General features: G+C 41.6%; 22 protein-coding genes. 11 read left to right on the top strand and 11 right to left on the bottom strand.

Annotation, left to right across the window (positions count from 1 at the left end):
- Window positions 1-54: 54 nt before the first annotated feature.
- From P1X15_RS15485 to P1X15_RS15495, 3 genes are read right to left on the bottom strand one after another with little or no spacing between them, the layout of a single operon-like run.
- The gene (locus tag P1X15_RS15485) at window positions 55-2,508 is read right to left on the bottom strand and encodes a tyrosine-protein kinase family protein (protein WP_277339037.1); all 2,454 of its coding nucleotides are present in this window, start codon (window positions 2,506-2,508) and stop codon (window positions 55-57) included.
- Between the two features lie 18 nt (window positions 2,509-2,526).
- Window positions 2,527-3,264 (bottom strand): tyrosine-protein phosphatase, encoded by a 738-nt coding sequence (locus tag P1X15_RS15490; protein ID WP_277339038.1) that lies wholly within the window; start codon window positions 3,262-3,264, stop codon window positions 2,527-2,529.
- Between the two features lie 11 nt (window positions 3,265-3,275).
- Window positions 3,276-4,055 carry a polysaccharide biosynthesis/export family protein gene (locus tag P1X15_RS15495; RefSeq protein WP_277339039.1) on the bottom strand — a complete coding sequence of 260 codons (780 nt, stop codon included), beginning with the start codon at window positions 4,053-4,055 and terminating at the stop codon, window positions 3,276-3,278.
- A 231-nt stretch (window positions 4,056-4,286) separates the two neighbouring features.
- Between P1X15_RS15495 and P1X15_RS15500 the strand changes: the two genes are divergently transcribed.
- Entirely contained in the window at window positions 4,287-4,862 is a 576-nt protein-coding gene (locus tag P1X15_RS15500) for a ribonuclease HII (RefSeq protein ID WP_277339040.1), read from the top strand.
- Between the two features lie 96 nt (window positions 4,863-4,958).
- Window positions 4,959-6,245: a serine hydroxymethyltransferase gene (gene glyA / locus P1X15_RS15505; RefSeq protein WP_277339041.1), complete on the top strand. Its 1,287-nt coding sequence runs from the start codon at window positions 4,959-4,961 to the stop codon at window positions 6,243-6,245.
- A 58-nt stretch (window positions 6,246-6,303) separates the two neighbouring features.
- Here glyA and P1X15_RS15510 read toward each other — a convergent pair whose 3' ends face one another.
- The 4 genes from P1X15_RS15510 to P1X15_RS15525 all read right to left on the bottom strand — a co-directional run bounded on the left by P1X15_RS15510 (window position 6,304) and on the right by P1X15_RS15525 (window position 10,509).
- Entirely contained in the window at window positions 6,304-7,026 is a 723-nt protein-coding gene (locus P1X15_RS15510) for an RluA family pseudouridine synthase (protein WP_277339042.1), read from the bottom strand.
- A 118-nt stretch (window positions 7,027-7,144) separates the two neighbouring features.
- The gene (locus P1X15_RS15515; protein ID WP_277339043.1) at window positions 7,145-8,578 is read right to left on the bottom strand and encodes a histidine kinase; all 1,434 of its coding nucleotides are present in this window, start codon (window positions 8,576-8,578) and stop codon (window positions 7,145-7,147) included.
- 18 nt (window positions 8,579-8,596) lie between these two features.
- Window positions 8,597-9,535 carry a hypothetical protein gene (locus P1X15_RS15520; RefSeq protein ID WP_277339044.1) on the bottom strand — a complete coding sequence of 313 codons (939 nt, stop codon included), beginning with the start codon at window positions 9,533-9,535 and terminating at the stop codon, window positions 8,597-8,599.
- A gap of 17 nt (window positions 9,536-9,552) precedes the next feature.
- Window positions 9,553-10,509 carry a stage II sporulation protein M gene (locus tag P1X15_RS15525; protein ID WP_277339056.1) on the bottom strand — a complete coding sequence of 319 codons (957 nt, stop codon included), beginning with the start codon at window positions 10,507-10,509 and terminating at the stop codon, window positions 9,553-9,555.
- 100 nt (window positions 10,510-10,609) lie between these two features.
- Between P1X15_RS15525 and P1X15_RS15530 the strand changes: the two genes are divergently transcribed.
- Window positions 10,610-11,320, top strand: coding sequence for an RDD family protein (locus P1X15_RS15530; RefSeq protein ID WP_277339045.1), 711 nt, complete (start codon window positions 10,610-10,612; stop codon window positions 11,318-11,320).
- Between the two features lie 167 nt (window positions 11,321-11,487).
- Here P1X15_RS15530 and P1X15_RS15535 read toward each other — a convergent pair whose 3' ends face one another.
- On the bottom strand, window positions 11,488-12,324 hold the full coding sequence (locus tag P1X15_RS15535) for a M48 family metallopeptidase (RefSeq protein ID WP_277339046.1): 837 nt from the start codon (window positions 12,322-12,324) through the stop codon (window positions 11,488-11,490).
- A 181-nt stretch (window positions 12,325-12,505) separates the two neighbouring features.
- Here P1X15_RS15535 and P1X15_RS15540 point away from each other — a divergent pair, with 181 nt between their 5' ends.
- From P1X15_RS15540 to pruA, 5 genes are all read left to right on the top strand, one after another.
- The gene (locus P1X15_RS15540) at window positions 12,506-14,218 is read left to right on the top strand and encodes a GMC oxidoreductase (protein WP_277339047.1); all 1,713 of its coding nucleotides are present in this window, start codon (window positions 12,506-12,508) and stop codon (window positions 14,216-14,218) included.
- A gap of 28 nt (window positions 14,219-14,246) precedes the next feature.
- Window positions 14,247-14,696: a nuclear transport factor 2 family protein gene (locus P1X15_RS15545; protein WP_277339048.1), complete on the top strand. Its 450-nt coding sequence runs from the start codon at window positions 14,247-14,249 to the stop codon at window positions 14,694-14,696.
- A gap of 210 nt (window positions 14,697-14,906) precedes the next feature.
- Window positions 14,907-15,353 (top strand): hypothetical protein, encoded by a 447-nt coding sequence (locus P1X15_RS15550; protein ID WP_028663540.1) that lies wholly within the window; start codon window positions 14,907-14,909, stop codon window positions 15,351-15,353.
- A 256-nt stretch (window positions 15,354-15,609) separates the two neighbouring features.
- On the top strand, window positions 15,610-17,712 hold the full coding sequence (locus P1X15_RS15555) for a prolyl oligopeptidase family protein (RefSeq protein ID WP_277339049.1): 2,103 nt from the start codon (window positions 15,610-15,612) through the stop codon (window positions 17,710-17,712).
- Between the two features lie 44 nt (window positions 17,713-17,756).
- Window positions 17,757-19,394, top strand: a complete 1,638-nt coding sequence (gene pruA / locus P1X15_RS15560; protein WP_277339050.1) for an L-glutamate gamma-semialdehyde dehydrogenase — start codon at window positions 17,757-17,759, stop codon at window positions 19,392-19,394.
- 102 nt (window positions 19,395-19,496) lie between these two features.
- On the opposite strand, the gene P1X15_RS15565 is transcribed toward pruA, so the two are convergent.
- A complete protein-coding gene (locus P1X15_RS15565) occupies window positions 19,497-19,790 on the bottom strand; it encodes a 2TM domain-containing protein (RefSeq protein WP_277339051.1) in 294 nt (97 codons plus the stop codon).
- Between the two features lie 241 nt (window positions 19,791-20,031).
- On the opposite strand from P1X15_RS15565, the gene P1X15_RS15570 reads away from it, so the two are divergent.
- Genes P1X15_RS15570 through P1X15_RS15580 form a run of 3 tightly spaced genes read left to right on the top strand, consistent with a single transcriptional unit; the run spans window position 20,032 to window position 22,274 of the window.
- Complete coding sequence (locus P1X15_RS15570) at window positions 20,032-21,657, top strand: ABC-F family ATP-binding cassette domain-containing protein (RefSeq protein ID WP_277339052.1); 1,626 nt, start codon at window positions 20,032-20,034, stop codon at window positions 21,655-21,657.
- A gap of 39 nt (window positions 21,658-21,696) precedes the next feature.
- On the top strand, window positions 21,697-21,927 hold the full coding sequence (locus P1X15_RS15575; RefSeq protein ID WP_028663535.1) for a DUF433 domain-containing protein: 231 nt from the start codon (window positions 21,697-21,699) through the stop codon (window positions 21,925-21,927).
- Window positions 21,924-22,274 (top strand): DUF5615 family PIN-like protein, encoded by a 351-nt coding sequence (locus P1X15_RS15580; protein ID WP_277339053.1) that lies wholly within the window; start codon window positions 21,924-21,926, stop codon window positions 22,272-22,274. Before P1X15_RS15575 ends, P1X15_RS15580 begins: the two co-directional genes overlap by 4 nt.
- A 27-nt stretch (window positions 22,275-22,301) precedes the next feature.
- Here P1X15_RS15580 and P1X15_RS15585 read toward each other — a convergent pair whose 3' ends face one another.
- Complete coding sequence (locus P1X15_RS15585) at window positions 22,302-22,982, bottom strand: LytTR family DNA-binding domain-containing protein (RefSeq protein WP_277339054.1); 681 nt, start codon at window positions 22,980-22,982, stop codon at window positions 22,302-22,304.
- A gap of 3 nt (window positions 22,983-22,985) precedes the next feature.
- On the bottom strand, window positions 22,986-23,615 hold the full coding sequence (locus tag P1X15_RS15590; RefSeq protein WP_277339055.1) for a sensor histidine kinase: 630 nt from the start codon (window positions 23,613-23,615) through the stop codon (window positions 22,986-22,988).
- Window positions 23,616-24,247: the final 632 nt, after the last annotated feature.

The following is a 24,247-nucleotide window of genomic DNA, read 5'->3' on the forward strand; positions in this document are numbered from 1 at the left end:
AATATAAATAGTTAAGTGGCTTTGCCGATTTTAAAAAAGTTTACCATTTCCTGTTTAGCTTTTAGGTCTAAACCAACCTTTTATTTTACGCCACAGGCTACGCTTCTTAGTTCCTGAATCTGAATAATAATTATTGGACTTGCCGTAATAATCATAACTATACTTGTATCCATAGCCTTTTGAAGCATAAGAAGGGGTGGAAACACTAGCATATAGATTATCTTTATAAAAATCATTGATAATAATCCCGACCTGTTTTAGCTCTAGCTCATCGGTCATCTGCTGTGCTAAAAGCGGAGCTTCTTTGGAAGAATACAGCCATCTTATCACAAACAACACTAAATCGCTTTTGCGTAGAAGGGGGATATTGTCAGATACTAGCCCAATAGGTGCCGTGTCTACTATTACAAAGTCATATTGTCGGAGACAATCGTCAAGCATTGCATCAAAACGGCTTTGCTGAATGAGTTCAGCGGGATTGAAAGGGACGGGGCCGGCGGGGATATAGTCTAATTTATCAATTGCCGAATGCTGTACTACCTTCTCATAATTATCTATCTTTCCAGCCAGATAATTACTCAACCCAATTTTATTGTTATTATTAAAAAACCGGTGCAAACGTGACCGCCTTAGATCTGAGACAACAATCAGCACCTTTTTATCCACCTTTGTAAGAGAAATGGCCAAATTGATGGTTACAAACGATTTTCCCTCACCTGCCACTTCCGACGTAACCATCAGCAGTTTCCCTCTATTCTCTTTGATTTCGGTCAGAAAACTAAGATTGGTTCGTATTCCATTGACTGATTCCGAAAACAGTGATCTATTATCCAAAAAATAATGTAAATCTTTTTCATTGTTTCGAATCTCATCAGGGTAGCGTTGAATCACGCCCAGAAGTGTGGTGTTTCCATTTTTACCAATTTCAGAAATGTCAACAAACTTATTGTTTAAGTATCTCACTAAGAAAATAGAACCCAAGCCAACAATCAATCCCAACAACACACTAAACGACATAATCACCACGGCTCTCGGCGCTACTTTGTAGGCATTGGTGCGGGTAAGTACGGTAAATGAGGGGAGCATTCCAGCCTTTATGATAGAGGCTTCGATTTCTTTGTTTATCAACAATAAATATATTTTTTCATTGACATCTCGGTCATTTTGTAAATACCCCAACTCCCTTTCGACCGAAGGAAGAGCATCTATTCTTTTTTTGAGGAGAGTAAGGTTTTGGGTGATAATCCTGAGCGTACTTTCATTTTTTTCTTTCTGAACCCTAATATTGCTTAAAATCTGCTCTCGAATACGCTCTATTTCATCATCTGCGGCTTTCACAACGGGATTGTTTACGCTGAGATTTTTGCCAACGATAAAGTTTTTACGATCCAATATAAGTTTGTTCAGATTTTGAACCAATCCCACCAGCACACCATCGGTGGTATTGTCAAGTCCAATACTCCCAATATTGACTGGCTCAAAGCGATTATTAAGGCTTTGTTCGAGAAGGTCTATGTACGCTTTTTGTATTTCTAAGGTATTTTTTTGAGTCTCAAATTGCGTCATTTGTCCCATTACGTCCGACATAGACGCTTGCAAATTAGGCACGGATTGGCGCTGCTTATACACTTCCAGTTCGGACGAAGCTTTTCTAAGCGCATCGGCATATATTTGGGCCTGTTCCCTAATAAAATTGATGGTCAGATTAGACGATAGCTTTTTTTGTTGCAAGTTGTATTCTTGATAAGACTCAATCAGTTTTTGTAGAAAATCTTGGGTAAACCTACGATTGGAGTGCGAAAACGACACATTCAGGATAGACATATTGCGCTCAGCTTCATTGACATAAATAAGACTACTGAGCATCCTTCTGGTCTGGTTTGGGTCGTTGTAGCTGAAGATATAGTCTTGAGTCAGTCTTGCTACCGAGTTTACTTTGAAACTTAGCCCTTTGACCGAAATGAGCGTGTCTTTTGACAAATCAAATTTTAGTTCTTCATTTACCTCATCTTCTGGTTTTTCGGTTTTGTAGGTAATGATTCCATCTTTTTGGATTTGAAAGACCCCAAATCCGTATTCGGAAGCTTCATAAGAGACGATTTGAGCCGTAAAAGGCTGATAGGGATAGATATCTTCTGTGCGAAAAGTAGATTCGCTATAAAAGGTAAATGGGTAATTAAGTTTTTTGACGGCTCCATTCACGACCTCTTCAGATATTATCACGTACCTTTCTGTAAGATACTTCTGACTGGCGGCGGCGTCAGTCTCCAAAAGCTGATTGAGTTCATTAAGCTCCGTTTGTTTTTCGCTGTAACTTAAGAGTACCGAGGATACATAGCGTGAATTGGATATTTGCAAAAAAACAAAGCAGCCTGCCAGCGCCAACGCCAATGATCCTAATACCCAATACCATCTACTTGCCAATACCCGTACGATTCGTTTGATATCTATATTGACAGATGCCTCTGCATACCTATCATACACCCTATTCCAATTCTCATTTTGCATATAGCTTCCCTAAAAAATTTACCCTAGATGGTTTAGTAAAGGCAATTGTTGTAATTTATCAAAATAAGGGTTTCCGTTCAAATCTGCCAATTTTTGTAAGTGTCTTATACCATGTGCATCGGTACCTACCGCATCGATATAATCGGCATCCAGGAGTTGCTCGGCCATCCGACGCTCGGCCTTGCCATAATAGCCTGTAAGCGACAACAGATTGAGTTGAAAACATACTCCTTTATTTTTCCAACTCTTCCATTCATTGGGTTTGGTATGCCAATAGCGATAGCGCTCTGGATGCGCTAACACAGGCGTATAACCTTTTTGTTGTACCTCTTCGACAAGCTTGATGCCCCACGGAAATTGCTGCATCGGCAACTCAAACAATATATATTGAGATTCGATAGGCAAAAGTTCATTCTTTTTGATGAGTCCCAAAAAATTTTCATCCGCAAAATACTCAGCCGAAGCCTCTAATACCAAGGGGAGATTGTTTTGTAAAATCAGTCGTTCAACTTTTTCGTGAGCTTTTTTGATAGTCTCTAAGGTATTTTTAAAATAATCAGCTCTTACGTGGGGCGTAGCTACTATTTTTTTAATTCCCAACGACACATACTCTTGCAGCATCTCTAAGGTTTGTTCTTCGGTTTGGGCACCATCATCAATCCCATAAAGTACATGGCAATGCCAATCACACTGCATATAAGTAAGTGAAAATGCCGAATTAGGAGACGCTTTTGTCCTCTTGAAAAAAGAAAACATGATTTTGTTGGTTAATTTCGCAGTGTTAGATAAATCCCCAATAGCACTGCTACTGTATTGAGAGAGATAACAATAGGTTGTAAGATACTTGATATTCGCTGATTTTTCACATTCCGAAGACTCCCTTTGGAAGGCGGTATAAAAACGTAATCTCCTTCATAAATACGTATATTAGCCACCAAAGGATCAGTGATATTTCGGATGTCGTACTCTACCTCGGTTTGGGTTCCTTGGGTAGTGCGTATCAATTTTATGGTCCGGTCGGCAATCGAAAAATCAATTCCGCCCGCCAGCGTAATCACTTGTCCTAAAGTCATTTTTTCTTCTTCGATCGGTATGACACCCTGCTTAAATACCGCCCCTAATACTCTCACATATAAATTTAAGATTTCTATATCGAAAATGGGGTTGTTGATAAGATCTTGGTAGCGTCGCTCTACTTCACTGATAGCTTCTGCTTTGGTAAGACCTACAATTTTGATTCTTCCTATGTGGGGAAGTACAATTTGTCCTAACCTGTCAACGGTAGTTTGATAGGGATTTATGGAGCCAGAGGTTGTGATAGGAGAGCCCGACACCGAGATTCCGGCACTTTGGGGATAAATAATCTCAAGAGCATTTAGGTTGCGAATACGCAGCTTATCTCCGACCCTGATTCGGTACTGAGCAGTATCTAGGGCCGATATCGATTGATTTTCTATCAGCACTTTTTCAACTTTAGTAGCCGGCGCTGGGCTTTCTTGAGCTACACCATAACAACATACCAGCAAAAATAGGAAAACAAGTCGCATACCAAATTAATGAGAGAGGCTGTGTTACCTCGAAGCAAAAATAAGTAAATTGCCTGCTTGACCCAAATACCTCGCTAGATAGGTGGTTTTAAAGAGGCTATATTTCCATTTATAACAGACTTTTTTTATGAATTGAACAAAAACCCTTAAGCAGCTATCTGGCCATAATACACTTATTTTAAACAAATAACGATTAACCGCCGGGCACCCCCTTATGCTTTAGCACTTACTATGTTAAAACCTTTTTATAACGATGCACTTATCGAAGCAGGACTCGACGAAGTAGGAAGAGGATGCTTAGCGGGACCTGTAGTGGCTGCCGCCGTAATTTTGCCAAAAGATTTTGAACATGAACTTCTCAATGACTCTAAACAGCTTTCGAAATATCAGCGAAATATCTTGCGCCAAGAAATCATTGATGCTGCCCTTGATTGGGCTATTGCAGAGGTATCTAATCAAGAAATTGATCAAATCAATATCCTAAAAGCAAGTTTTTTAGCCATGCACCGTGCCATCGACCAGCTTACCTATCGTCCTGAGCACTTGCTCGTAGATGGCAATCGATTCACCCCTTATCCCTTCATACCTCATACTTGTATCGTAAAGGGCGATGCTCTGTTTATGAGTATTGCTGCTGCATCTATTTTGGCCAAAACCTACCGCGACGATCTTATGGAGCAACTTTCGTTGGAATATCCTCACTATCAATGGGCTCAAAATGTGGGCTACCCCACTCCTGCCCATCGCAGAGCTATCCAGGAGCATGGCAGCTGTTGTCATCATCGTTTATCCTTTAAGTTGATTTGAATTTCAAAGGATTAGGCTTCTATTTTGACATGGTCTTTGTACCTTTGCTTAAATTTTTCTCCAAATTGTAATTCGTAAATCCAAATTGTAAATCCAATGGTTGCTACGACAACAGGACGCGACACCCAAATTTTTGATTTGATCGCTCAAGAACACCACCGCCAAGAGTCAGGTATCGAACTTATTGCTTCCGAAAACTTTACTTCTAAACAAGTAATGGAAGCCCAAGGCAGTGTGTTGACCAATAAATATGCCGAAGGCCTACCCGGCAAACGTTACTATGGCGGCTGCGAAGTTGTGGATCAAATAGAGCAAATTGCTATCGACCGTCTTAAGGAGCTTTTTGGTGCTAGTTGGGCCAACGTTCAACCTCACTCTGGCGCACAAGCCAACACAGCTGTATTTTTAGCCTGTTTGCAGCCGGGCGACAAAATCCTCGGTTTCAACTTAGCTCATGGGGGTCACTTAACTCACGGTTCTCCTGTCAATATCTCGGGGAAATATTTTCAGCCGTTTTTTTATGGCGTAGAGCAAGAAACAGGGCTTATTGATTGGAATAAAGTAGAAGAAACAGCGCTTAAAGAGCGCCCCAAGATGATTATTTGTGGTGCTTCGGCCTATAGCCGCGATTGGGACTATGCGCGCCTAAGAGCCATTGCTGACCAAATCGGTGCTATACTTTTGGCGGATATTTCTCACCCCGCTGGACTCATCGCCAAAGGCTTGCTCAACGACCCTCTCGAACATTGCCATATCATCACTACCACCACGCACAAAACCCTGCGTGGACCTCGTGGAGGAGTTATTATGCTTCGTAAAGACTTCGAAAATCCTTTTGGAATCAAAACTCCTAAAGGCGAGATTCGTACGATGTCTTCATTGCTTGATTCGGGTGTATTTCCAGGTACACAGGGCGGCCCATTGGAGCACGTTATCGCTGCCAAAGCGGTAGCATTTGGAGAAGCACTAAGCGATGACTATACTGACTATGCTATTCAGGTTCGTAAGAATGCCCAAGCTATGGCGACTGCTTTTGTAGAAAAAGGTTATAAAATCATCTCTGGAGGCACCGACAATCACCTGATGCTCATCGACTTAAGCTCTAAGAACCTAACAGGAAAATTGGCAGAAAATACCTTAATCAAAGCAGATATTACTGTCAACAAAAACATGGTTCCGTTTGATGCCAAATCACCTATGGTAACTTCAGGTATGCGGGTGGGAACCCCTGCCATGACGACTCGCGGCCTCAAAGAAACCGATATGGAACGCATCGTAGATTTGATTGATACGGTATTGATGAATGCCGACAATGACCAAAAAATTGCGACAGTGAAGCAAGAAGTAAATGATTGGATGGCAAAAGTGCCTCTCTATCTGTAAAACAAATATTTAAAAAATGAGGTAGTAGGTAAGTTAAGTTATTTACTACCTCATTTTTTTATGAGTTTTTCTCCAGCAATTTTACCAATACCCCAAAGTCTTTTGGATAGGGGGCTTCTACTTTGATAGCCTCACCATTCAATAGCTGAAATGAAAGAGAATAAGCATGTAATGCTACCCTTTGCATAATGGGCAACTCTTCGGTGTCTTTCTTGAGATTAAAATTTCGCTTCAATTCTGAAAGATATACATTGGCACCACCGTAAGTGGGGTCGCATACAATCGGGGCCTTCAAACACTGCAAATGAATCCGAATTTGGTGCATACGCCCTGTGATTGGAATACACTCCACAAGCGTATGTTTTCGAAAAGCTTTTAACGTAAAAAAAACGGTTTCGGCTGGCTTTCCCTTCTGACGGTCTATCTTAACGGCCGTGCCATCCTTCATTGGTGCAATTGGCAAAAAAACGGATATACTGTCAAAGTCATGAACTCCATTGACTACCGCATGGTAGCGCTTAGTGACTTCGCGATGTTCAAATTGCATTGATAAATGCCGATAAGCTTCTGGATTTTTGGCAATAGCAAGCGCTCCTGAGGTTTCTTTATCGAGGCGGTGCGCTACTTGAGCATCATGGCTGTATTCTTTGGCCAATCTCAAAATACTCACCGACTTATCGGCGGTGCGCTCATTGATAGAAGGTACATGAGCGGGTTTATTGATTACGATATAATCCTCGTTTTCGAATAAAATAAGGTCTTTAAAGTCCAAACGGAGCATGTGATTCTCGCTTTGGTATTGTGTAAAAAAACCATACTATAGTTTTTCTCACAACACAATTAAGTTTTTGTTACAGAACGACAAAACAACAATAAATACACTAAAATTCCTTCGTTTTTTATTTGTTCATCAAAGGGAGCGTTATGACCACTTCTTTGGAGGGAGTATTTTGTAACAACACTGTCGCCTCTTCTCCATACAACAACCTGAGTTTTTCTTGGATACTTTGAAGACCATAACCCACACTTACAGGCTCGGGGAAAGGCGTGCCATTATCATGAATAGTGATTTGCAGCAATCTTCCCTTTTTAGCTGCTTTGATTTCAATAGCACCCCGTTCTGTCATTTTTGCGATACCATGTTTGATGGCATTTTCGACCACGGGCTGAATCAAAAAACGCGGTACTTGAGCTTGTTTGAGTACATCGTCAGATACCAGTATTCTGAACGAAAGTCGATCTCCAAAGCGCACCTGCTCTATTTCTAAATAAGTAGCTGCCATTTCAAGCTCATTGGCCAAGGTATCAAAATAATCAGGCATTTTATTAGTAACGTACCTAAAAAGCTTTGACAATAGAAGTGTCATTTGCTCTGCTCTATCGGGATCAAAATGTACCAAACTTGCTATGCTATTGAGCGAATTATAAAGGAAATGAGGATTGATTCTAGCTTGAAGAGCTTCCAATTCAGCCCTAGTTTTTAGTTTTTCTAATTCAGAAAGCTGAAGCTCTTGTTCTGAAATCTTGCGAGTAAGCTGTTTGCCCTGTTTCTGAAAATAATGAAATACATTAGCTACAAAAATCGGGCATAGCACATATACATACCAAGGGGCATTACTAGTCGACTGAGAAGGATATTTTTTAAGGGTTTCAGCAATGATTTCTTGCCCAAAGCTTAAAAAAGAAAAGGTAGTAAGTAACAAATACCCTACCCCAATTACAAACGACAACAGTAAATGTTGAATCGTAATTGACTTGACATTTTTTTCCAAAAATCCCGACATCCAATTGGTGGCTACTACCGTCAAAATCCCTCCTACGATGTTATTAGCGACAATATACTGATAAAAAACCCCAAGAGTAGGCTCATGGGCGTTTAAGATTTGATTGGTAAAATAAATAACCGCACTCACCCCATAAAACATAAATGCTCCAATAAAAACGCTTATGACCGTACCAAACCATCCCGTATGGTACAGCAAATGGGTAAGAGAGGAAAGTTTTTGGGTGAGATTCTGGACTTTATCGGTTACTACTTTCGTATCTTTTTGCTGCCCCACCGACCAGCTAACACCCTCTGTGGAAGCACTTTGCAAGTTGATTCCTTTTACATCAGCTCCCTCAAAATTGGCATGGTCTATTTTGGCAAAGCTAAGATTTGCATTCTTTAGAATACATCGGCTAAAATTGACATATGATAGATTTGAAAAACGAAAGTCGGCTCCCGTCAAATCCATATCACTCAAATCCAGACCTTCCAAATCCAACGTCCGAAAATTTAGATTAGATGATTTGAGTTGGGCGGCAATATCTTCTCTCAATGTTGATTTCATTGATTTCCTCAAAAAACATTAGAAATCTTCTTCTCTTAAATCTTGGCGAGGAGTAATATCTTTTCCGATTTCGTCAATAGCGTCGGCCAATTCCGTTTTCTGAGCAATAAAGTTATAATACTGCATTGCCGCTGCTATAGGTATGAGACTTTGAATCAAGGTAGAAAATACATTACTGACAATGGTTAATATCACATAAGTAGTCGACATATTGAAAGTTCCCAATTTCATCCCACTCGCAAATCCTAATATCATTCCCGGTACGGCTAAGGCCATCGAAACAATGTATACAATCAATACCATCATCATGAGCAATACGAAGGTAGACCACCAGCTACGTATCTGCTGACGAACAGACTCAAAAAAAAGTAACCAAATGAGCAAAATACTTCCGACCACGGGCGACCACCAGGGACTTTCAACCAAGTCAACTGAGCGTTTTAGCGCACTGAAAGCGTCCGCGTTTTCTCGAACTATCACAATAAAAATAAAAGGGAAACAAAAGGCTAAAAAATAGCCCGGTACAAACAGAAAAATAAAGCCTACAAAAATGCCTAAAAGGGCTAATAAAAACGCACCAATTCCACTCAACAAGCTACCTTGTACTCTCCCCCACACATCGGCTGGCGTAATAGCGCGATTGCCTTGCTCATACTCTACAATAAAACTAGTTACGGTTAGATTCGTAATTACAAAACCCACTAACGACAGCAGGTAGGTCACAAAAAGAAGAGGCGAAAAGGAAGAGAAATATTTTACAAAATCACTCGAATCTGATAGCCCTGTAAGCCTACTATTTAAATAAAGCCCTGCTAATGCCAGCATCAAGTTAAATGGTACTGCAATGTAAAGTAAACAAGTGGCAAGAGGTTTGAAGTTTTGAACAACAAACTGAAAGGTAGCATTGATTTTTTGCCCAAAATCTCTTTCTTGGACAAGTTTGAGGGGAGGATTCATGAGGGTTTAGGAAAAGTTTATAATAAACGGAAATTTCTTGTTTCTTTATATAGCTTGGCAGGATACCACACAAAATACCAAACAATAAACACCGCCGACACAAAAATAATACTTCCACTTAGCAAGGCTGGCATTTTGAGACGAGTGACAAAACTTTCCAAAAAACCCGCAGTGATAAATATAGGCACTAGTCCTATGACAATTTTCATGCCTTTTTTAGCCCCTTGTTTAAAAGACTCCAATCGGCTGTAGGTCTTGGGGAATAGCAAGCTATGACCCATCACTAGACCCGCCGCCCCCGCAATCACAATGGCCGAGATTTCAAGGGTACCGTGAATCCATATTTTTAAAATAGACGTCAGTAATAAATCACGTTCATAGAAAAAGTACTGAAATGCCCCCAACATGACTCCATTTCGAAACAAAATACTAATGGTACCAAAGGAGAAAAAAATTCCCATAACAAACGCCACAAAAGAAACCCGAATGTTGTTGAGCGTAATTTGTAAAAACATCCCTGCTTGGCCAGAGTCCCCATAAATGGCCAAAGGATCTCCTTTTTTGATATTTTCTAACGTTTGATTTACGTAGCTATCTCCTAAAATAAGACGCACAAAGGTATCGTCGTTGGCTGCTGATACCCAACCTAAAATACAAGCTCCCATAAAAAAAATAAACGAGTACAAGAGTTTAAGCCTTGACTCATACATCAAAAGAGGAAGCTCATATTTCCAAAAAGCTTTGATGCGTCCCGTATCTTCTTTGCGATTACTGTAGAGTTTTTGGTGTAGTGTGGAAGTCACCCCATTAAGATAACGCGTTACGTTCGATTTGGGGTAGAAAGTACGCGCATAAGCGAGGTCGTCGGTGAGTTCAATAAACCTTTCTGTCATTTGGTCAGGGTCATTAGTCGACGTCTGTTCATATTCCTGCCATTTTTCAGTATTTCTCTTAATAAAAATCGCCTCTTTCATCAGAATTTGTTTTGAGTTGGTGAGGGATTGCGGGTTTTTCCCTAACTTTTCTGCAAAATATAAAAACGCGACCACAAACTCTTTAGTTGTTACCAAAAACATGTCTGTCCGTATCCAAACCTCCCAAAATGTTGACTTAGAATATGAAACAGCCAGCATTGGAGACCGTATTTTAGCAAATCTTCTCGACCGTCTTATTTATATTGGCTGGGTAATTGTGTGGATATTGGTTTACACAACCCTTAAATTAGAACAAACGTTGTCTATTTTTTTGATTGTTCTTACTGTTGTTTTACCCGTTTTGTTTTATCCCTTACTTACCGAATACTTTCTCAACGGCCAAACCCTAGGTAAGCGCGCTATGAATATTCGAGTTGTAAAACTAGACGGTACCAAACCTACATTAGGAGCGTATATTTTAAGATGGCTACTTATTTTGATAGATACAGAAATACTAACGCCTTTTGTAGCAGTAGTCGCCATTGCAGCCAATGGCAAAGGACAACGCATAGGCGACATAGCAGCGGGCACTACCGTCATTAAGACTATTAAGCAGGTTAGACTTAGTGATGTCACTTTTGAATCATTACCGCAGGACTATCAAGTGACTTATTTGCAAGTAAAAAGACTAAATGACCGAGATATAGATACCATCAGGCAAGTACTGATGAAAGATGATGATGGTTTATTAGATAAAACTACTTATAAAATTGCCTCGATTTTTGAGATAAACCCTCCGTTAGATACACGTCGATTTTTGAACACAGTCGTCAATGACTACGCTCATTTAGCATCACTAGAGGAATTATAATTTTTTGTAACTACTTAGCTCCGCTCTGTCGACCCCGTAGGCTGTAAGCCATAAGCTTTTGATTAAAAATGGTTTTGCAGACTCAATGAGTCTCCTAAAAAAAACATTGCAAAAAAATGCTTACTGCTTAAAGCTTATTGCCTAACGCTAAGTAGTTACGATTTTTACTAGTTCCTGCCTCTATTTTTATTGTAAATGGCCACAGCATCAGGCATAAGCTTTTTCAAATCTCTAATACGGGTATTGTCGGCAGGGTGAGTAGATAGCCATTGTGGAGGTTTTTGACCATTGCTCGCGTCTGCCATTCTTTGCCAAAAATCAACTGCGGCGCGGGGGTCATATCCTGCCATTGCCATAAAGGTAAGTCCAAGGCGGTCAGCTTCACTTTCTTGGTTGCGGCTATTGGGTAAAATATAACCTACACTAGCCGCCGCGGGCGCTGCCAGCCCGTACAATCCCATCCACGTAGCCTGCGTTTCACGTGGTTTGTTTGACATAGCTGCCCCTAAGCCTACTTGCCCTGCAGCAAGCGCTCCTTGTGCCAACAACCCTTGGCTCATTCGTTCGGCTCCGTGACTCGCAATCGCATGAGAGATTTCGTGTCCCATTACTACTGCTACACCCGTTTCATCTTGGCAAAGCGGCAAAATCCCGGTATAAAACACAACTTTACCTCCTGGCATACACCAAGCGTTGATGGTTTTGTTTTCAATCACATTAAACTCCCACTGAAACCCTTCAATGGCTTGGCTATAGTTATTGGCTCTCAAATAATCTTCTACCGACTTTTTGATACGCTGACCTGCCCTTTTGACCATGTCTACTTGAGCACCATTACGCAAAACTTTGCTAGAGTCTAACACTTCTCTATAACTAGAAAAGCTCATCGGCAACAGCTCTTTGCTGTTGATAAGCATTAACTGATTGCGCCCAGTAATGGGGACTTTTTGGCAAGCTACTACTGCAAACAATGCTGTTAGTGAAGCAAATATGATTCGTTTCATTGATTTTAAAGATTGGTTGTTTATCTTTCTTCATTCATAAATCATGCTACTACTTCAAGCGTACCAATCTGTAGAAAACCTTCCGCATAATGAGGCATTTTTTATACATGACTCCCTTTGAAAGAATAATCTTAGTACATTCGTTTTCATAAAAGAGGATTACTGAAAAAGTGATTGCTGCATGAATTTCAATATTGACGCTCAAAAACAAAACACTTACGACGCCATCGTAATTGGCTCGGGAATTTCGGGCGGATGGGCCGCCAAAGAATTGTGTGAAAAAGGACTACGTACACTTGTATTGGAGCGAGGCCGAAACGTCACCCATATCACCGACTACCCCACTGCCATGACCAACCCGTGGGAATTTAAGCACCATAATAGGCTTCCCCCTTCTTTTAGAGAACAAAACCCTATCGTGAGCAAATGCTATGCGTTAGATGAAGCAACCCAACAGTTTTTTACAAAAGACTCCGAACAGCCTTATATCCAAGAAAAACCCTTTGATTGGATTAGAGCTTATCAGGTAGGTGGCAAATCGCTTTTGTGGGCGCGCCAAGTGCAGCGCTGGAGTAAGTTTGACTTTGAAGGACCCGCTAGAGATGGTTTTGCGGTACCTTGGCCCATAACTTACGACGACCTTGCTCCTTGGTACAGTTATGTAGAACGTTTTGCGGGAATCAGCGGCAACAAAGACGGATTAGAAGGACTACCCGACGGAGAGTTTTTACCTCCTTGGGAGCTCAATTGTGTTGAAAAACACTTGCAAAAATCCCTCAAAACCCATTATACAGACCGACACCTTATCATTGGGCGCTGTGCTCACCTTACCAAACCTCAACCTTGGCATACTGCCCTTGGGCGTGCCCAATGCCAAGCCCGGCATTTGTGCTATCGAGGTTGTCCTTTTGGGGCCTATTTTAGTTCTCAATCCTCTACTCTTCCTGCGGCACAAAAAACAGGCAAACTCACGATTCGCCCTCATTCGGTGGTGCATTCTATCATTTATGACCCCAAATTGGGCAAAGCTTCTGGGGTACGTATCGTAGATGCCAATACAAATGAGACGATTGAGTACTACGCAAAAGTAATTTTCTTAAATGCTTCTTGTTTGGCAAGCAATCAGATTCTACTCAACTCCACCTCAAGCCGTTTTCCGACTGGATTGGGCAACGACAGTGGTGTGTTGGGACGTTATGTAGCTTTTCATAATTATCGAGGCATTGCTTATGCGGATATTGATGGCTTTGAAGATCAATATTATTTTGGTCGCCGTCCTACTTCGGGATTTATGCCACGCTACCAAAATGTCCATAAACAAGAAACGGATTTTCTTAGGGGTTATTTGGTTGCGCTCAGCGCATCGCGGGGAGGGTGGGGTCATGCCGCTGGTCAAGAAGGTTTTGGGGCAGATTGGAAAGAAGCAAATAGCAAACCTGGGCCTTGGCACTTGTATGTACAGATTCAAGCCGAAACTATCCCTAAGTTTGAAAACCATCTTAGATTGAGCCCCGACCAAAAAGATAAATACGGGATTCCTCAACTCATTACGTCAGTAGGCTACGACGACAATGACCTAAAAATTATCAAGCATTTCCACACTTCAGTAGCCGAAATGCTCGATAAAGCTAATTTTAAAAACATTAGCCTCGTAGACGACAAACGCAACCCTGGCCTAGATATTCATGAAATGGGTGGCTGCCGTATGGGAAGCGACCCAAAAACTTCGATGGTCAATAAATGGAATCAAATTCACCACTGTAAGAATGTATTTGTAACAGACGGTGCGGCTATGACTTCTATCGGCACCCAAAATCCTTCGCTTACTTTTATGGCTTTTACAGCGCGCGCCGCTAATTTTGCAGTTCAAGAATTAAAAAAGAAAAACCTTTAATGTATTTCCAAACCTTTTTATATTATTCATGAAAAACCTCACTCGGCTCTCTCTCATCGCTTCGATGATATGTATCTGGATTTTAAAAAGCTATGTCGTATTGTCACAAACTTCTCCCGAAGCCACCGTTACGGAAATAGAAAAAAAACGTTTTGCCGCACTGGTCAGTAAAGATTATGCTTATCTAGACCAAGTGATGGCGTCTGACTTGTTTTATTGCCATTCCAATGGGCTGATTGATACCAAAGAGTCTTTTGTTCAGTCCATCAAAGATGGCAAGTTGGTTTATAATGAAATGAATCCTGAAGAATTGAAAGTGAGAATTTTTGACAAAACAGCCATCGTAACAGGCGTTTGTGCAGCCAAAGTCATCAGCAACGGACAGCATCTGGATACGCGCTTTCGGTTTACTGATGTATATGTTAGACGCAAACAAGGCTGGCAAATGGTAACTTGGCAATCGCTAAAACTTCCTTAGGATGATTTTGTGAGGACAGCAGACAACCTTTTTCCCGAATACCTCGTCTTTTAGTTTGAATACGAGAGAGTTCCCTTAAATAGGTTTTTGGGAAATCGTTTGCAGATTTTTTAAAAAAAACTGATATTCGAGCGCAATATTGTTGGTTTGGCGTAGGTTTTGTTATAGAAACACAAAGAAATATTCTGATTTTAAACATAATACATGATTATGAAGCGCATTTGTACGGTTTTGGCCTTGGCGAGTATCGTTTTGGTTTCGGGTTGTAAGAAAAAGCCGAAGCCTCTCAGTGAGATTATTGGAAGAGTATGGAGCGCCCAGATAGTGAAAGAAGGCTCAGCCACCGTATATACTAAAGGTGCTGCTACTAATATCCGTTCGGGCTATGTTAACTATCGATTAGATTTAAGTAGCCCCACATCAGTTACTTATAAAGAATTTGACGGGAACACTTTTACAGGCCAATGGGAGGTTCAAGAGACGGCTACAGGCAACAATCTGATTTTGAAAAACTTGAATCCACAACCTACCGAATCTAACGGAACGGTTCAATTTATTATCAATTCCGCCTCCGAAACAGAGCTTATCCTTACAAGTGCGACTACGAGTCGTAAAACAGGCGGCACTATCAACAATTATACCTTGGTATCGCCTTAATAATCTCGCTTTTTATGCCACTATTAGCCTCGCTTTTTCATGAGCGAGGCTTTTTTTCATTTTACCTATCAAAAGGAAAAATTCTACTGGACTAAAAACTTTATCAAGTGAAGGATAACTGTATTTTAGCCATCAATTTATTGGTAGTAAAAAACGGGGATTTATTGTCAAAACAATATTTTTGATGTTGCTCTCTGACAAGCGGGTGACATTGTTTATTTTTGCCGAGCACTTTGTCAACCATCCTTCTAGCCATATGAATAAAACACTCATTTTTTTGGCTTTTGTTTCAGCCACTGTACACGCCCAAATGCAATACCCCACCACCCGAAAAGTTGACCATGTCGACGAATATCATGCTGTAAAAGTAGCCGACCCTTACCGTTGGCTTGAAGACGACCGCTCTGCCGAAACAGCAGCTTGGGTAGCCGAGCAAAACAAAATAAGCTTTGGATACCTAGAAAAAATTCCTTACCGAGGCCTTATCAAACAACAACTCGAAAAAGTCTATAACTACCCTAAATATTCGGCTCCGCGTCGTAAAGGAGAATATTTTTACTTTTACAAAAATGACGGTTTGCAAAATCAATCGGTTTTGTACCGACAAAAAGGAGCAAATGGCACGCCAGAGATCGTGCTCGATCCCAATAAACTTTCGGCTGATGGAACGACAAGATTAACGGTATTCAATTTATCAAAAAATGGCAACTACGCCGTTTGTGGTTTTTCTAAAGGCGGTTCTGATTGGCAAAAATACCAAATCATGGACATGAAAACCCTAAAAATGCTTGATGAGCGTCTTGAATGGGTCAAAGTATCAGGCGCTTCTTGGCAAGGTGATGGCTTTTACTACAGTCGTTATCCTAAGCCAGAAGGAAGTGCATTAGCAGCCAAAAATGAAAATCATCAGGTATTTTTTCACAAAGTAGGCACTCCCCAATCTGCCGATGAGCTTGTGTATGAAGACCCAGCAAACCCTCAACGTTTTCATATTGCATATGTAAGCGAAGATGAGCGTTTTTCATTTCTTACCATTTCAGACCGTGGCAAAGGTAAAGACGGCAATGCGCTTTTTTTTCGTGAAAAAGGGCAAAAAGATTTCAGACCAATCATTGCTGATATTACAGACCATCAGTTTTCAATCGTTGATAATGTTGGCAATAAATTTTTATTACGTACCAACAAAAACGCTAAAAATGACCGCGTTGTACTGTATGACCCCGCCAACCCCGATGAAAAAAATTGGAAAGCAATATTGCCCGAAAAGCCCGAACCTCTTCAGGGCGCAAGTACGGCAGGCGGAAAGCTTTTTGTAACCTATCTAAAAGATGTCACAACCCGCGCGTATGTGTATGACCTTAATGGTAAGCTTGAAAACGAAGTACCTCTTCCAGGCTTAGGCTCGGCAGGAGGTTTTGGCGGCGAACGTGAAGACAAATCCGTTTTCTATACTTTTTCGTCTTTCAACTACCCTCCTACTATTTTTAGTTATGATATAGCTTCGCGCAAAAGCACGATTTTCCGTAACCCTGAGGTTGCTTTCAAACCTACTGATTATGAGACCAAACAGGTATTTTATACAAGTAAGGATGGCACCAAAGTACCTATGTTTTTGGTGTACAAAAAAGGACTCAAACTCGACGGAGCCAATCCTACCATTTTGTATGGATACGGTGGATTCAACATTAGTTTAACGGCAAGTTTTAGCCCCTTGCTGATTCCCTTTCTTGACAATGGAGGGGTGTATGCACAAGCCAATTTGAGAGGGGGGGCGGAGTACGGCGACAAATGGCACGAAGCAGGAATGCGCCTCCAAAAACAAAATGTTTTTGATGATTTTATTGCGGCTGGCGAGTATTTGATTGCGCAAAAATACACCTCCAAAGAAAGGCTTGCCCTTCGCGGTGGCTCCAACGGCGGCCTTCTCGTAGGAACTGTCATCAATCAGCGGCCTGATTTATGTAAAGTGGCTTTTCCGCAAGTAGGTGTAATGGATATGCTCCGCTTCCATAAATTTACCATCGGCTGGAACTGGATAGCTGATTATGGAAGTAGCGACAATGCCGAAGATTTCAAAAATTTGTACGCCTATTCTCCTTTGCACAATATCAAAGAGGACGTGAATTACCCTGCTACTATGGTCACCACCGCCGACCACGACGACCGTGTAGTACCTGCTCACTCTTTTAAGTACATCGCTACTCTTCAAGAAAAAGCAGCTAAATCCACCAAAAATCCTCTATTGATTCGGGTAGATGTGAATAGTGGGCATGGAGCTAGCAACACGGCCAAGTCATTAGAACAAACTGCTGATATATACGCTTTTATGTTTTATAACATGGGGCTTACTTGGAAATAAGTAGCACCCCAAAAAACTTATTATCACCCAAAAATCAACAAACTATGGCTACCGGATTTTTCAACGTACCCGTTCCGAAAAACGAACCTGTTAAATCATATATTCCAAATTCTGCTGAGCGTATTGCGCTCAAAGCCGCACTTGCCGAAGCTCGTAGTAAGCAGATTGATATTCCGATGTATATCGGTAGTGAGGAGATAATGACTGATGATAGGTACGCCGTCACTCCCCCTCACGACCATCAACATGTATTAGGTTATTATTCATTAGGAGACGCTTCGCACGTAAAAAAAGCCATCGAAGCTAGTTTGGCGGCTAGAGAGCAGTGGGCCAATTTAAGTTGGGAACACCGTGCTAGTATTTTTCTAAAAGCAGCTGATTTGTTGGCAGGGCCCTATCGCGCCGAAATCAATGCTGCCACTATGCTCGGTCAATCTAAAAATGCGTATCAAGCCGAAATTGACGCTGCTTGCGAAATGATAGACTTTTTACGCTTCAACGTTTACTATGCTTCCCAAATATATAAAGAACAACCTCAATCGTCGGATGGTGTTTGGAATCGCTTAGAACACCGCCCACTCGAAGGTTTTGTATTTGCCCTTACGCCGTTCAATTTTACGGCGATTGCCGGCAATCTTCCTACTTCGGCAGCGCTCATGGGAAATGTGTGTGTATGGAAGCCCGCCCTTACCCAAGTATATGCAGCCAATGTGCTAATGAAAGTATTCAAAGCCGCTGGCTTGCCCGACGGGGTTATCAATCTTATTTATGTAGATGGGCCAGTAGCCGGAGATATTATTTTTAGTCACCCTGATTTTGCGGGTATTCACTTTACGGGTAGCACCAAAGTGTTTCAGCATATTTGGCAAACTATCGGCAACAATCTCCCTCTTTATAAGTCGTTTCCTCGAATTGTGGGCGAAACAGGCGGCAAAGATTTTGTGGTAGCCCATTCTTCAGCCGATGCCAAAGCAGTAGCAGTAGGGCTGGTGCGTGGTGCGTTTGAGTATCAGGGACAAAAATGTTCGGCGGCTTCCCGCGCTTACATTCCTTCAAATCTGTGGGAAGCCATAAAAAACTTCATGATAGAAGATTTAGCTACCATCAAAATGGGTGGTACCGAAGACTTTAGCAATTTTGTGAATGCGGTCATTGATGAAAAATCATTTGATAAAATCGCCGCTTACATTGACAATGCCAAAAAGGACACCCGTGTAACAGTGATTGCAGGAGGTAATTATGATAAATCAAAAGGCTATTTTGTAGAACCCACCGTGCTTCTCACTACCGACCCCATGTACACCACAATGTGCGAAGAAATTTTTGGGCCTGTTTTGACAATTTATGTATATGCGCCTGAGCAATTTGAAGAAACTCTTGAGCTTGTGGATAAAACTTCACCCTATGCCCTAACGGGCTCAATCTTTGCTCAAGACCGCTATATCATTGAGCAAGCAAGCAAAAAGCTAGTCAATGCTGCGGGCAATTTTTATATTAACGATAAACCTACAGGTGCAGTCGTAGGGCAACAACCTTTTGGAGGAGCTCGCGCCTCGGGTACCAACGATAAGGCTGGGTCTATTTTGAATCTTTTGCGTTGGGTCTCGCCCCGTACCATCAAAGAAACTTTCGTTTCTCCTACCGATCACCGTTATCCGTTTTTGGCGTCAGACCAAGAATAGGTAGTAGATATATCATCGTTATACAAAAAAATCCCCTTCATGAAGGGGATTTTTATTGTATTTCAAGGTAGAAGTTCAGTGTAAATTTTTTATTAATACTATCTATTTCTCTCGCAACTCTTGTTGCAATTTTTGATACTCTCTTTCAGCCGCTTTACGTTCATCAAACAAGAATCCGTACGCGCTTATGCCGTGAATGCCCAAACCTATTCCCCATGCCCACCATAGGTCAAAAGGAATTTTTCCGCCTTCTATGAGGCAAATTATCGAAATCACGCTACATACAAGTAAATAAACAATAACATGCTTTTGAAAACCAACCCGACGACGGGCTATTTTCATTAAATATTCGTCTTTGGGAAGATTCTGCTGCTCTTTATTGACAAATGTTTCCATGGCGATCAATGTTTAGGTTATTTTTTCTGCTTCGTTTTATGGCTGTTTTGATGATTCAAAGGTAGATGTGAAATCACTATAAAAACACCACATTCCGACGAAGCGTAGATTGCCAATGACCAACCGTAACTCTCGCCCTATAAACCGTTTGCGTACCAGTATTTAAGAATCATGTACCTTATTTCCCACTAAAAATTCGTATTTTTGCAACATCTTTCACTGAAAATTATCAACTCACTCAATGATAACGGTTTCTAATGTGTCGTTGCGCTACGGTAAACGAGTGCTTTTCGACGAAGTAAATATTAAGTTTAACCCCGGCAACTGTTATGGTGTTATTGGAGCAAACGGCGCGGGGAAATCAACGTTCTTGAAAATTTTATCGGGAGAAATTGAAGCTCAAACCGGAAGTGTTGCCATAACGCCCGGCCAACGGATGGCGGTTTTGAAACAAAACCAGTTTGAGTTTGACGAATACCAAGTCTTACAAACGGTGATGATGGGCTATAAGCGTTTGTACGAAATCATGCTTGAAAAAGATGCGATTTATGCCAAAGAGGACTTCACGGAAGCTGACGGTGAAAAAGCGGCTGACCTCGAAGCGGAGTTTGCCGAAATGAACGGTTGGGAAGCCGAGCCCGAAGCAGCGTCGTTGTTGAGCGGTTTGGGAATCAAAGAAGACCTTCACTATGCCCAGATGACCGACCTTGACCCTAGCCAAAAAGTGCGGGTATTGTTGGCACAAACACTTTTCGGAAACCCTGATATTTTGCTGCTTGATGAGCCTACCAACAACTTGGACGTAGAAACGGTAATGTGGTTGGAAAACTTCTTGAACAACTTCAAAAACATCGTCATCGTAGTATCGCACGACCGTCACTTCCTCGACCAAGTGTGTACGCACGTAGTTGATATTGACTTTAGCAAAGTGCAGTTGTACGGTGGTAACTATACCTTCTGGTATGAATCAAGTCAATTGGCCTTGAAACAACGTGCCGACCAGAACAAGAAAGCCGACGAAAAGCGTAAAGAATTGGAGGAGTTTATCCGCCGCTTTAGTGCCAACGTTGCTAAATCCAAACAAGCCACGGCACGCCAGAAAATGTTGGACAAACTCAACGTGGACGAAATCAAACCTTCGTCTCGTAAATACCCGTACATCAACTTCAAGCCAGAACGTGAGATTGGTGACCAAGTATTGGCCGTAGAAGGGTTATCGAAAACAGCCGAAGACGGAACCAAACTATTTGAAAATATCTCGTTCCGCGTGAATCGCGAAGATAAAATCGCGTTTATCGGACGCAACACATTGGCCATTACTGCTTTGTTTGAAATCTTGCACGAGCAAGTAAAACCCGATGCGGGTGATTTCAAATGGGGCGTAACGATTACAAATTCGTATTTCCCGAAAGACAGTGACCATTTCTTCAAAACCGAAGACAACTTGGTAGATTGGCTACGTCAGTTTTCGAAAGAAAAAGACGAAAGCTTTATCCGTGGGTTTTTGGGGCGGATGCTTTTCTCGGGCGAAGAATCGCTCAAAAAAGCAAGCGTGTTGTCAGGAGGAGAAAAGGTGCGTTGTATGTTGTCGAAAATGATGCTTTCGGCGGCCAACTTCCTTACCTTAGATGACCCAACTAACCACTTGGATTTGGAATCGATTACGGCCTTGAACAACGGCTTGATTGATTTCAAAGGAGCGATGCTATTTTACTCGCACGACCACCAGTTCATCCAAACCGTCGCAAACCGCATCATCGAAATTACGCCAAACGGTATCTTGGACAAGATGATGACCTACGACGAATACATCACCGACGAACGCGTAAAAGCCCAACGCGAAGCGTTGTATGGGGCGTTGGTGTAGGGTTAAGAAGTAATGCTTTAAGTTTAAATAAAACCTGCTATGGATTATGCAAAATTTGTAGAGTCAAACCCCGACGTAATGATGGGAAAGCTCGTCATCAAAGGTACTCGCATTCCTGTTGAGTTAATTTTAGAAAAGTTAGCCGCAGGTCAAACCGAGGAAGAATTACTTTTAGACTATCCACGGCTGTCTCGTGAAGCTATTCATGCAGCGCTTGCCGTTGCAGCGGAAGCGGTTAGAGATATGAAATTCTACAAATTAGCGTCATGAAAATTGTCGCGGATGAAGGGATCGAAGCCCGCCTTGTCTTAGGTTTAAGAGAGGCGGGTTTCGATGTTTTATACATCGCTGAAGAAGTGCCGTCATTACCCGACGAGGGAGTATTGGATTTATCTGTACGAGAAAGCCGACTTCTACTGACCAGAGATAAAGATTTCGGCGATTTGGTTTACAGAGACCGTAAAAAACACAACGGCATTGTCTTAGTGCGTCTCAAAGATACAATGCCCACACTTGAAAAAGTAAAGATTGTGTGCGACGCCTTTCGTCAGTATGGAGCAGATTTTCAAGGAGCTTTTTCTGTTATTGACGAAAATTATATCCGAATTAGACATTAAGCCGCTGAAATGAGCGGTTTTTGTTTTTTATCCCAACAACACCCGCTCCACGCTTTCACGATAAGATTCACCAATGGGAATGGTGGTTTTGGCCAATACCAACTGATGTCGTTCAATTTTGAGAATCGACTCAATGGCGACGATGTACGACTTATGGACGCGTAAAAAACGCTCGGCAGGTAAAATGCGAAGCAGTTCGGTGACAGTCATGCGCGTGATGACGCGACGGCTGCGTTCATAAATAAACAACAGATTGGTGTCTGATTGAATGTACTGAATTTCACCCAGCGACACGCGCACCCAATCGTAGCCTTCTTTTACAAAAATGTAACTCTGTCCTTCCACCCGTTGGCTTTGCTGGGCATACACGCGGTTGGCAGCTTGTAAAAAACGGTTAAATTCAATGGGCTTCAACAAATAGTCTAACGCTTGTACGTCAAATCCTTGAACGGCAAATTCGGGGTAGGCGGTGGTAAAAATGACCTGCGTTTGTCCCTGAAGAATACGAGCGAAATCCGTTCCGAGCAAATCGGGCATCTTGATGTCCAAAAACACGCAATCTACCCGTTCTTTTTTCAAAAAAGCCAACGCTTCTTTGACGCTTACAAACGTCTGTTTTAGGGTTAAAAACGGGATGAGTGCCGCGTACTCTTCGATGATGGTCAAGGCCGCAGGTTCGTCGTCGATGGCGATGCAGGAAACGTTCATAGTTTACAGTTGAAGCGTCAAATCTACTAGAAAAGTACTTCCCTCGGAGCCAAACCGCAAGGTATGTTGGTGCGCATAGAGCAACGCAAGGCGTTTTTGCACGTTTGGTAAGCCCGTTCCTGTCCCTTTTTGGTGGCTATGTATTGTCAAAAAGCTGTTTTCGACGTGTAGGTGGAGTTTTTTGTCCTCAATTTCTAAATGAATAGCCACAAAACTCGGTTGGTCCAAGCTAATGCCGTATTGGAAGGCATTTTCAATGAAGGGAATCAACAGCAACGGTGCAATGTCGGCGGGTTCTTGGTCCCAATGGATTGACGTACTGATGGATACGTGGGGATGTTGCGGCAAGCGGGCGCGTTGGAGTGCGAGGTACTTTTCAATAAATGCCAGTTCCTTTTCCAACGATGTTTTTTCGTGGCGAATTTCATCCACGCTGTGCCGCAAAATGCCCGATAATTGTTGTACCAACTGCGCCGTGGGAGTATCTTTTTCGGTGAGAGCCGAACTGTAAATGGTATTGAGCGAATTGAACAAAAAATGAGGATTTAGCTGCGCTTTCAAGGATTGAATTTCTACTTCGCGTTGCTGCTTTTCTAACGACTCTTCCCGCTTACGATTTTGCCAAACGTACATGATGAGGGTGAAAGCTCCTGTATATAGAAAGATTGTTATGATAAATCTTCCCCCAATCATAATTAAAAACGCATTTCGGAGACCATTGCTACTAAGAATTAGGAAGGATTGTTTTAGCAATTCCCCATAAGGGCGAAATAGTTGCCCTTGCTCCAATTGCTCTTTTCTCCAAGCTTCATCATTAGTATAAACATAGGTGTAATTAGAAGCTAACCAATCATTAAATGTCCAAAGGAAAATTTTGAAGACAAAAACCGTTACTAGGTATATGAATAACCTGATAAAGAAGCGTTTATATTTCTTCTGTATTAAATCTGGAAAAACAAATAAATGAAAAGCGGTTCCGAAGATTGCTGGCCATAGCGCATTGAATACAGGAGCATCCTGAGCCAAAAATAAATCTAATTTAAGTGCATGCCAAGTTATAGGAACGCCTTCTTTTATAAGAGCAAAAGTATAAGAGCTAATAAACGATATTAAACATAAAACAGTAACAACAACCCCATGTATATCCCTGAAATAGCTTGACACAAATTGTGTAAAGTTATGAAAGTGAGCAGCTTTATTAATTTAAAGAAAAAGTACAAAACAGGTGCCTTTCGATGGCATGTCATTGAACTGTATCGATTGGA

Origin of the sequence: Runella sp. MFBS21 (assembly GCF_029433105.1) — a bacterium.
Taxonomy (GTDB): domain Bacteria; phylum Bacteroidota; class Bacteroidia; order Cytophagales; family Spirosomataceae; genus Runella.